Genomic DNA, 10229 nt, shown 5'->3' with positions numbered 1-10229 from the left:
AATAGTCAGTGATGGTGAATTTTCTATTAAAATAAGTTGCTAGTCTGCCATTCAAAGCGTAAAGATATTCTCAGGCCAAAATTGTGAAATGAATATCGATGGAACGTACAATTAAATTTTGCCCCGGAGTGGGTAGCTCAGCACATGTTATTCAGCATACAGAGCTACTCCTTACGTCAGTTTATATTGAGCAACCTTTGCTCATCATGGTTAACCGTGGGCATAAAGTCATTCGCTGGGATAATCAGGAGTGTATTGTCCGACCGGGTGAAATAGTTGCCGTCAGTAGCGGTCAAACAATTGATATAATTAATGGTTTATCTACTGAAGGGCTATTTTTTAGCCACCAGCTTCGCTGTGACCCGCGTTTGATAACAACATTTGCCAATCATCCTGCATCTGCTGGTCTTAGGGATATTCAAGGCGTTATGCCTGTACGTGATTTAGCACCTGAATTTATTAATACTTTCGGAAATACATTTAAAGCAATATCCGATGTGGGTGATATACCCCCAACTATCGTCAGGCACCGTATGCTTGAATTATTACTTTGGTTAGCTCAGCGCGGTGTTAAATTCAGCCTGAATGATGATTATTTATTAAGTGAAAAGGTACGGCGCTGCCTGGCAATTGACCCGCACAAAATTTGGTCCGCTGGTGAAGTTGCCGACCATATGGCAATGAGTGAAGTGGTATTGCGACGAAAATTAGCGGCCGAAAATATCCTCTTACGTGATTTGATGATTGATGTCCGTATGACCAGCGCGTTACGTTTATTGCAAGGGACTGATTGGCCAATTTCATTAATTGCCAGTCAAGTGGGATATGAAAGCGCATCGCGCTTCGCAGAACGTTTTCGCAAACGTTTTGGATTTGCGCCTACAGCCATACGCGGGCATCATCGCTTACAACCTATAGATACGGATCCCCCGTCTGTGAGCTTTCAGAGTTATTTAAACCTAATTTAGGATTTAAATGAATCTGCTCGGTCTTTATTTTTGATCATTTTCGCCAGGGTTTGCCTATCTTCTCGTCTCACAACCCGTTGCGACCCCACATCTTTTTACTCATCATCCGGACTGCTAAATACTGCTTTTAGATATTCTACACACTAAAACATTATTTTTTAGGCCACCTCCAGTTTTTTCCTCCAGTAATACTGCCTTGATATCGACAAAAGTCTTTATAATCATATAAATGAATATAAACCACTGAAAGAAAGAGGAATATGTCACTTCGGCCAGTGCATCCTATGATTAAAATTGATTAAATAATATCCTATTAGGATCGCAATGATGCCCAGTAACCTGCTCGGACTAAAAAGCCGCTATCCATTGCATATCCAGATTGCGGTTCTTTTCACTCTATTGATTGTCTCAATCGGTACCGTCATTATCATTTTCAGCCATAGCCAACTGACTAAATTAACTGAAATCAGTACCAATAGGCAGTATCAAAAAACGGGTGAGGCAATTGCGGCAGAATTGGACGCAGTGACACGGCCCATGATGATGTCTGTTAACATCCTTGCCAGTATGCAAATAACAGAATTATCAACACTTGAGCAGAGAATGGCTTTTGTCGACAAGTTTATTGAAATTCTTAAGCAGAATGACTATGCCAGTGCCGTCTATAGTGCTTATCCTAATGGCGATTTATTTATGTTACGACGCCTGACAGACGCAAATCGCATATTATTTCATGCTCCAGAAGGAGCCGAATGGATGATTCAAAGCAATCGTTTTCTCGATAGTTTACCGGAAAAACGGTTTATTTATTTGAACGAAAAAAGGCAAGTCATTGCTGTTATGCCCAGAGATAATGATAACTATGATCCCAGAAGACGGGATTGGTTTATTTTGGCATCAGCCAGCCCCGCATTGATCACTTCCCCTATTTATATTTTTAAAGGTACCGGCGAGGCGGGTTTTACCTATAGCCGCCGCTCTAAAAATAACCAGGCAATTATTGGGTTGGATGTTTCCCTTGCTTCGTTATCGCAGTTTTTAATAAGACAAAATCTACCACCGGGTAGCCAAGCAATTATTATCAATTCTCGAGGTGAAGTTATCGCTAGTCTGCCTAAGGCACAAGGGAATACAGCAAATACGGGCGAACAGATTCCGGTATTACAAACATTGCTAAATACCCAAGAGAATAGTGCCGAGAGCAATAATCTGAAAGGGAATGAGAGCAATCATAGCACCCTGTTTGAAGCACAAGGCAAGCACTGGTACGGTTCAATTGTCGATATTAATAATAGTGGCAATAAATATCAGCTAGTTATTGCGACGCCAGCCAGTTATCTGACTGCCGATGCAAACTCCATTAGAAATCACTCAACCCTTATCGCCTTTATCCTATTAATGCTCAGCTTACCGCTGGTGTGGTACTTCTCTCGGAAAATATCCAACCCGCTGATTCGTCTTCGTCAAGATGCTGACTCCATCAGTAACTTACATTTCGAAGATCGCGAATCTGAGCATTCTATGATTGAAGAAGTGGATGAACTACACAAATCAATGTCAAAAATGAAATCGACATTAAAGCAGTTTATTTCAATGGGCAATATGCTGACGGCGGAAAATAACTTCTTCCGTCAAATGCAGGGGTTATTAAGTGAAACGACTGAAATAGCCGCGATGACCGGAGGCATTATATTCCTAGCAGATAAACAGGAAGGACGTTTCACACCAACCGCATTTCGTTGGAATGGTGAAAATATCCCAGTAGCCGAGATGGCTTCATTGAGCATAAATGAAGATAATTTCACTACCTTCCAGCCCGTGCTTGAGGGAAAAACCATTGCCGGAACACTAAACAAAGAAAATATATTCCGCCAATTAGAAGACTTCATGCAACCTTATTTACCTTTACGGTTTGTTGCTGTGCCCATGAAAACTCATGATAAACAACTGTTAGGTTTTTTGTTGTTATTTAACCCTTATCAACTCAATGCAGAACGTGAACGCTCAAAAATTCAATTAGTTAATGCGCTGGTCGGCAGTTTATCTGTTTCAGTAGAAACACAGCAATTATTGCAAGAGCAAAAAAACCTGCTCAATGCATTTATTGAGCTCATTGCGGGCGCAATCGATGCCAAGAGTGCGTATACCGGTGGCCACTGCCAGCGAGTCCCTGAAATAACCAAAATGCTCGCCAGAGCCGCAGTCAATGCCAAAGAAGGGCCTTTCGCTAACTTTAATTTATCTGAAAATGAGTGGGAAGAACTGCATACTGCTTGTTGGTTACATGACTGCGGCAAGATAACGACACCTGAATTTGTTGTCGATAAATCGACAAAACTCGAATTAATTTATGACCGTATCCATGAAATACGCATGAGATTTGAAGTCTTAAAACGCGAAAGAGAGATCGACTTCTTGCGTCGCCATACCACAGTTCATGCCAATGAAGTTGATCAGCAATTACTGGCGGCCGAATTACGTCAATTAGATGAAGATTTTTACTTCATTGCGCACTGTAATGTCGGCGGTGAATTTATGTCTGATGACGCAATTGCGCGCATTCAGCAAATTGCCGGATATTGCTGGACACGTACATTAGATGATAACGCCGGGATTGCCCATGAAGAGCAAGCACGTAAAGCTCGGCAACCTGCAACCCCATTGCCAGTACAAGAACCTCTATTGGCAGATAAAAAAGAACATCTTATCTACCGCGATAATAAAAACAGACGTCCAGAATATTATGATTTCAAACTACCAGAACCGACTTTGCTCTATAACCGTGGTGAGATTTATAACCTCAGTATTCGGCGTGGTACCTTGACCGAGGAGGATCGTTATAAAATAAATGAGCACATTATGCAGACCATTGTTATGCTTAAAAAACTCCCCTTCCCGCGCACAATGGCAAATGTTCCCACTATTGCGGGCGGTCACCATGAGCGTATGGACGGTAAGGGATATCCCTATCAACTGACGTATAAACAGATGAGTATCCCTGTACGGATGATGGCTATCGCCGATGTATTTGAAGCTTTAACGGCAGCAGACCGCCCTTATAAACCGGGTAAATTATTATCCGAAGCACTGAATATCATGATCAATATGGTGAATGAAAACCATCTGGACAGAGATCTGTTTATTTTATTCCTGCAATCTGGAATTTGGCATGAATATGCTTTGGCTCACTTGCAAGCAGACAAAGTGGACAGTGTTGATGTTGCTATTTTACTGCAAAAAATCGGCCACCAAAATATAGTGCTGGCGCAGAGCGCTTAGTAAGCAAGAAATAGAGAGTCATCAGTGGGCGTTAAGGTTATGCTAAATCAAATCATTTTATAGTCGGCAATGTTGGGAGCAAATACGTGTTCTACAGTTACGGTGAAACAGAGATAAATCATCTTAAACAGCGAGATAAAAGAATGGCGGCGGCTATCGAGCGGTTAGGAATGATTGCCCGCCCATTATCACCAGATTTGTTTGCTGCGCTAATAAGAAATATCGTTGATCAGCAAATCTCTGTTAAGGCAGCACTTACCGTCAATGCGCGGTTGGTAGCCTTAGTCGGTACGGTGACACCGAAAACTATTGCTGCAGCACCGATAGAAGCTATCCAAGCTTGCGGGATGACAATGCGCAAAGCTGGGTATATTAAAGGTGCAGCGGATGCGGCACTTGATGGTTCATTGGATTTATCGGCTATTTCTCAGTTACCGGATAATCAGGTCATTACCCAGCTTTCTAGCCTGAATGGGGTGGGTATTTGGACAGCAGAAATGCTTCTTATTTCTTCACTTTCTCGCCCTGATGTGCTCAGTTGGGGCGATTTGGCGATCCGCCGCGGCATGATGAATTTATATCGCCACAAAACGCTACCGCGCGAACGTTTTGAACGCTATCGCCGCCGCTACACGCCTTATGGCACAACCGCATCTCTTTATTTATGGGCGTTGTCACATGAAGAAATCGTATGACGCCATTAATAAATGATTATTAATATCTCACCCTACTCTTCAAGATACTTCCCCCCCATTTTGTCTAACGCATTTGCCAACCTTTTAATATTCTGACATGACGGGTTTGGGCCAGTAAATTGTGAATTGCAGGTGTTTTTCATCTGCCCAACCCAATACGCTTTTAGAATAGACACATCAACGAGTTTCATGCACGCAATTCGTTCTTTAGTGATATATCGATTGCTGCAAACAGCTTCGGATACTTTCATTATTGCAGGGACAGCCAAAAGAGATTGCGGTTCACTGGAGATTGCAACAGCAGGAAAAGAGACCAAAAATACGAGCAGAAAATTTTTCATAGCAGCCACCTATATAAATTAATTTGAATGATAAATATCACTTCAAATTGTTACATAAATGTTGAATGAGATTTTGCTCTGGGGTGCGAACCCAATGATGACAATGTTAGATATATCTCTTGGGCTGGCATCTTATTGCTCAACGCCCAAGTTATTTTATTCACCCACTAAAATAGCGCGTTAAACCCCCATATTCATCACATCTTGATAAGCTGCGACCAGCTTATTACGCACTTGAATACCGAGCTGTAAAGATACAGATGACTTCTGCATGTTCACCATCACGTCATTTATGCCAACGCCGGGCACACCTAATTCAAAATTCTGCGCCAAAGTACGCGCTGTCTGCTGGTTTTCACTGATTTTACCGATCGCCGCTTTTAATTCACTCGCAAAACCGGCCTCTGCAGGCAACGTTTTCACTGAACCTGATGCTTGCAATGCCGTGACCTGTAACTGCTGTAAAACCCCTTCGATACCTTGAACAGACATACTCATCCCCAGAGTGCTTCAGTTGATCAATAACTGCGTGGCAAATCGATAAGTTAATGCGGTTACTTGCCATCAAACAGGTATCACTTTTTTCAGGATGACACCCTAACACATCATTTTTGAGCTAAAGCGGCTAAATAGACGCAAAAATACCGGCTTATTGAGCCATCGAATTTCCACTTACAGCAAATAATGGCATGCCGATAAAAAGGGATATCAGCTATTGATGCGTTATCGCTCACAGCATTTGGGAGTCTGTTTTGTTCCAACACATTAGTTACATAAAAAATACTAACTCAAACGTTATTCAGCTTGGCCAAGGACGTGTATGAATGCCTCGATAACTGGCGGTGAAAATCGTGAGAATACCTTTACGACGACACTGGCACGCCTACGCGCGAATCCCAAAATCCCACTGCTGATTGCTGCGGCTGCGGCCATCGCTATTATTGTCGCGCTGATGTTATGGGCTAAAAGCCCGGATTATCGCGTCCTTTATAGCAACCTGAATGATCGTGACGGTGGTGATATCGTCACGCAGTTGACGCAACTGAATATTCCCTATCGCTTCGCTGATAATGGCGGAGCGTTGCTGATCCCGGCAGATAAAGTGCATGAAACCCGTCTGCGCCTGGCTCAACAAGGTTTACCGAAAGGTGGTGCAGTAGGCTTCGAACTACTGGATCAGGAAAAGTTTGGCATCAGCCAATTTAGCGAACAAGTCAACTACCAGCGTGCTTTGGAAGGCGAACTGGCCCGCACGATTGGTACACTCGGCCCGGTACTGAATGTGCGGGTGCACTTGGCCATGCCGAAACCCTCACTGTTTGTCCGTGAGCAAAAATCGCCAACTGCCTCTGTCACGCTGGCCCTGCAACCGGGCCGCGCTCTTGATGATGGTCAAATCAACGCCATCGTCTATATGGTTTCCAGCAGTGTTGCGGGCTTACCACCCGCCAATGTCACCGTCGTCGACCAAACCGGCCGTCTGTTGACACAATCGGATAGCGCGGGCCGTGATTTAAACGCGGCACAACTCAAGTTTACCAATGAAGTTGAAAACCGCTTTCAGCGTCGCATTGAAACTATCCTGGCCCCGATGGTGGGTAGCGGTAATGTTCATGCGCAAGTGACCGCACAAGTTGATTTTGCCAGCCGCGAGCAGACTGACGAAGAGTACAAACCGAATCAGGCTGCCAACCAAGGGGCGGTACGCTCTCAGCAAGTCAGTACCAGTGAACAATTGGGTGGAACCAATGTCGGTGGCGTTCCCGGCGCGTTGTCCAACCAACCATCCGCAACCCCTGTCGCACCGATTGAAGTACCTCAGGCAACCCCTGCGGCAGGTGCTGGCACGGCGGCGAATGCCGCTACTGCAACGAATGCCGCTACTGCAGCGAATCGCCCCGCAACCGCAGCCAGACAAACCGTGACGTCCAGTAATAATCGTCACGACCAAACCACCAATTTCGAAGTTGACCGCACTATCCGCCATACCCAGCAACAAGCCGGTATGGTACAGCGCCTCTCCGTTGCCGTGGTGGTCAATTACGGTAGCGATAAAGCGGGTAAACCTATCGCGCTGAGTAAAGATCAATTGGCGCAGGTGGAATCACTAACACGCGAGGCCATGGGCTTCTCCACGGTGCGCGGTGACACATTAAATGTGGTGAACACACCGTTTAATGCCACTGACGATGCGAGCGGTAGTAGCTTGCCATTCTGGCAACAGCAGTCGTTCTTTGATCAATTGCTGAATATTGGTCGCTACCTGCTCATCTTACTGGTGGCGTGGATCTTGTGGCGCAAACTGGTGCGCCCACTGATTGCGAAAAAACAAGTGGCAGATATAGCAGCGGCGTCGGTCAATAACATTGTCCAGGCGGCACAAACCACTGAAGCAGCGAAACAAACTAAAGAAGAGCTGGCCCTGCGTAAGAAAAATCAGCAACGAGTGAGTGCTGAAGTTCAGGCCCAGCGTATACGCGAACTAGCGGATAAAGACCCACGTATTGTCGCGCTGGTTATCCGTCAATGGATGAGTAATGACCAATGAGCCTGACCGGAACTGAAAAAAGCGCCATCATGCTGATGACTCTGGGTGAAGACCATGCCGCCGAGGTGTTTAAGCACCTTTCCTCGCGCGAAGTTCAACAACTCAGTACCACCATGGCAAACATGCGTCAGGTTTCTCACCAACAGTTGGTTGATGTCTTGGCTGAGTTTGAAGACGATGCGGAGCAATATGCCGCATTGAGTGTGAATGCCAGCGATTACTTGCGCACCGTGCTGGTAAAAGCATTGGGAGAAGAGCGTGCCTCCAGTTTGCTGGAAGACATCCTGGAATCACGCGAAACCACCAGTGGCATGGAAACCCTCAACTTTATGGAGCCGCAGATGGCGGCCGACCTGATCCGCGACGAACATCCGCAGATTATCGCCACCATTTTGGTTCATCTGAAACGTGCTCAAGCGGCCGATATTCTGGCACTGTTCGACGAACGCCTGCGTAACGATGTCATGTTGCGTATCGCCACCTTCGGCGGCGTTCAGCCAACAGCATTGGCTGAATTGACCGAAGTGCTGAACAACCTGCTCGATGGCCAAAACCTCAAACGCAGTAAAATGGGCGGTATCCGCACCGCGGCTGAGATTATCAACCTGATGAAAAGCCAGCAGGAAGAGACGGTCATGGACGCAGTACGCGAATACGACGGCGAGCTGGCACAGAAAATCATCGACGAAATGTTCCTGTTCGAGAACTTGGTCAGTGTCGACGACCGCAGCATTCAGCGTTTACTGCAAGAGGTCGACAACGAGTCGCTACTGATAGCCTTGAAAGGTGCCGATCAAGCGCTGCGCGAGCGGTTCCTCAGCAACATGTCACTGCGAGCAGCAGAAATCCTGCGCGACGATCTGGCCACCCGTGGGCCGGTACGAATGTCTCTGGTCGAAAACGAACAGAAAGCCATCTTGCTTATCGTCCGCCGTTTGGCGGAAAGCGGCGAGATAGTTATCGGCGGCGGCGAGGATATCTATGTCTGATAGGATTAATGCCCTGCCCTGGCAACCCTGGTCACTGAATGACTTTGGCGGCCAACCTGAACCCACCGTTGCCGCGACGCCGCCGGATATCAGTATGCTGTTTACTGATGAGCCCAGATTGGACAGCGAGCCAACGCAAGGTGATGAACAGCAGACCTTGATGAATCTGCAACTCGAGGCCGAGAAGCAAGGTCGCCAGCAAGGATTTGCCAAAGGGCTACAAGAGGGTTTGGATAAAGGTTACCAAACTGGCCTGGAAGAGGGTCATCAACAAGCGCTGGCAGATGCTGAGAAACAGTTGGCACCCATCACCGCACACTGGCAAACCTTGGTCAGCGATTTCCAAAATACCCTTGATGCGCTGGACAGTGTCATTGCTTCACGGCTAATGCAAATGGCATTGGCGGCAGCTAAACAGATTCTGGGCCAACCGGCAATTTGTGATGGCACCGCGTTGCTGGCACAAATTCAGCAAATGATTCAGCAAGAACCGATGTTTGCCGGTAAACCACAATTGCGTGTTAATCCCAATGATCTCGCCGTGGTTGAACAGCGCTTAGGCTCGACCTTGAGTCTGCATGGCTGGCGTTTGTTGGGCGATAGCCAAATTCACCCAGGTGGCTGCAAAGTCAGCGCTGAAGAAGGTGATTTGGATGCCAGTCTGGCGACGCGCTGGCATGAATTATGCCGTCTGGCAGCGCCGGGAGAATTATGATGACTGCGCGCCTTGGTCGCTGGCTGGCTTCGATGGATAAATTCGAAGAACGTATTAGCCAATCAACTACCATTCGCCGTTACGGACGATTAACGCGTGCCACCGGTCTGGTGCTGGAAGCTACTGGCTTGCAATTGCCACTGGGGGCCACCTGTCTGATTGAGCGCCATGATAACGGCGAAGTACAGGAAGTTGAGAGCGAAGTGGTCGGCTTTAACGGCCAGCGCCTGTTCCTTATGCCACTAGAAGAAGTGGAAGGGATTGTGCCCGGCGCCCGCGTTTATGCGCGCATCACCACCGGTGGAGCCTCTGCCAGTAAGCAATTGCCACTCGGCCCAGAATTACTGGGACGCGTATTAGATGGCAGCGCCAAACCACTGGATGGCTTACCCGCCCCTGAAACCGGCTATCGTGCCCCGCTTATCACTCCTCCGATCAACCCATTACAACGTACCGCGATTGAACAGGTATTGGATGTTGGCGTGCGCACCATTAATGCCCTACTGACCGTCGGTCGTGGACAGCGTATGGGCCTGTTCGCTGGCTCTGGGGTGGGGAAAAGTGTGTTGTTAGGCATGATGGCTCGCTACACCCAAGCGGATGTCATTGTCGTTGGCTTGATCGGTGAACGTGGCCGTGAAGTAAAAGATTTTATTGAGAACATTTTAGGCCCCGAAGGGCGTGCGCGCTCAGT

At 46.9% G+C, this 10229-nt stretch carries 8 protein-coding genes and 1 pseudogene; 7 read left to right on the top strand and 2 right to left on the bottom strand.

Annotation, left to right across the window (positions count from 1 at the left end; genetic code table 11):
• Positions 1-98 precede the first annotated feature (98 nt).
• The 3 genes from ACNSO8_RS04015 to ACNSO8_RS04005 all read left to right on the top strand — a co-directional run bounded on the left by ACNSO8_RS04015 (position 99) and on the right by ACNSO8_RS04005 (position 4942).
• Entirely contained in the window at positions 99-968 is an 870-nt protein-coding gene (locus tag ACNSO8_RS04015; RefSeq protein ID WP_418393904.1) for a helix-turn-helix transcriptional regulator, read from the top strand.
• A gap of 327 nt (positions 969-1295) precedes the next feature.
• Positions 1296-4247, top strand: a complete 2952-nt coding sequence (locus ACNSO8_RS04010) for an HD domain-containing phosphohydrolase (RefSeq protein WP_418393905.1) — start codon at positions 1296-1298, stop codon at positions 4245-4247.
• Positions 4248-4333: 86 nt separating this feature from the next.
• Entirely contained in the window at positions 4334-4942 is a 609-nt protein-coding gene (locus tag ACNSO8_RS04005; RefSeq protein WP_418393903.1) for a DNA-3-methyladenine glycosylase family protein, read from the top strand.
• 32 nt (positions 4943-4974) lie between these two features.
• Here ACNSO8_RS04005 and ACNSO8_RS04000 read toward each other — a convergent pair whose 3' ends face one another.
• Together ACNSO8_RS04000 and fliE are read right to left on the bottom strand one after the other, a co-directional pair.
• A complete protein-coding gene (locus ACNSO8_RS04000; protein WP_418393902.1) occupies positions 4975-5283 on the bottom strand; it encodes a hypothetical protein in 309 nt (102 codons plus the stop codon).
• 180 nt (positions 5284-5463) lie between these two features.
• On the bottom strand, positions 5464-5775 hold the full coding sequence (fliE, locus tag ACNSO8_RS03995; protein WP_418393901.1) for a flagellar hook-basal body complex protein FliE: 312 nt from the start codon (positions 5773-5775) through the stop codon (positions 5464-5466).
• 328 nt (positions 5776-6103) lie between these two features.
• Here fliE and fliF point away from each other — a divergent pair, with 328 nt between their 5' ends.
• The 4 genes and pseudogenes from fliF to fliI all read left to right on the top strand — a co-directional run.
• Complete coding sequence (gene fliF, locus ACNSO8_RS03990; protein WP_418393900.1) at positions 6104-7831, top strand: flagellar basal-body MS-ring/collar protein FliF; 1728 nt, start codon at positions 6104-6106, stop codon at positions 7829-7831.
• On the top strand, positions 7828-8820 hold the full coding sequence (gene fliG / locus ACNSO8_RS03985; RefSeq protein WP_418393899.1) for a flagellar motor switch protein FliG: 993 nt from the start codon (positions 7828-7830) through the stop codon (positions 8818-8820). The genes fliF and fliG overlap by 4 nt, the downstream gene beginning before the upstream one ends.
• Positions 8813-9535, top strand: coding sequence for a flagellar assembly protein FliH (fliH, locus tag ACNSO8_RS03980; protein WP_418393898.1), 723 nt, complete (start codon positions 8813-8815; stop codon positions 9533-9535). The genes fliG and fliH overlap by 8 nt, the downstream gene beginning before the upstream one ends.
• Positions 9535-10229: pseudogene (gene fliI / locus ACNSO8_RS03975) on the top strand (flagellum-specific ATP synthase FliI); the annotation flags it as partial. The gene fliH and the pseudogene fliI, both read left to right, overlap by 1 nt.

It is taken from the genome of Yersinia sp. LJYL362 (genome assembly GCF_048323875.1).
The sequence above is the reverse complement of the archived record's forward strand: the minus strand, read 5'-3'. Positions and strand labels throughout refer to the sequence as shown.

Excerpts from the sequence above, each read along its gene's own strand:
- ACNSO8_RS04015 (WP_418393904.1), top strand. The coding sequence starts at position 99 with ATGGAACGTACAATTAAATTTTGCCCCGGAGTGGGTAGCTCAGCACAT.
- ACNSO8_RS04010 (WP_418393905.1), top strand. The coding sequence starts at position 1,296 with ATGCCCAGTAACCTGCTCGGACTAAAAAGCCGCTATCCATTGCATATC.
- ACNSO8_RS04000 (WP_418393902.1), bottom strand. The coding sequence starts at position 5,283 with ATGAAAAATTTTCTGCTCGTATTTTTGGTCTCTTTTCCTGCTGTTGCA.
- fliE (WP_418393901.1), bottom strand. The coding sequence starts at position 5,775 with ATGTCTGTTCAAGGTATCGAAGGGGTTTTACAGCAGTTACAGGTCACG.
- fliF (WP_418393900.1), top strand. The coding sequence starts at position 6,104 with ATGAATGCCTCGATAACTGGCGGTGAAAATCGTGAGAATACCTTTACG.
- fliG (WP_418393899.1), top strand. The coding sequence starts at position 7,828 with ATGAGCCTGACCGGAACTGAAAAAAGCGCCATCATGCTGATGACTCTG.
- fliH (WP_418393898.1), top strand. The coding sequence starts at position 8,813 with ATGTCTGATAGGATTAATGCCCTGCCCTGGCAACCCTGGTCACTGAAT.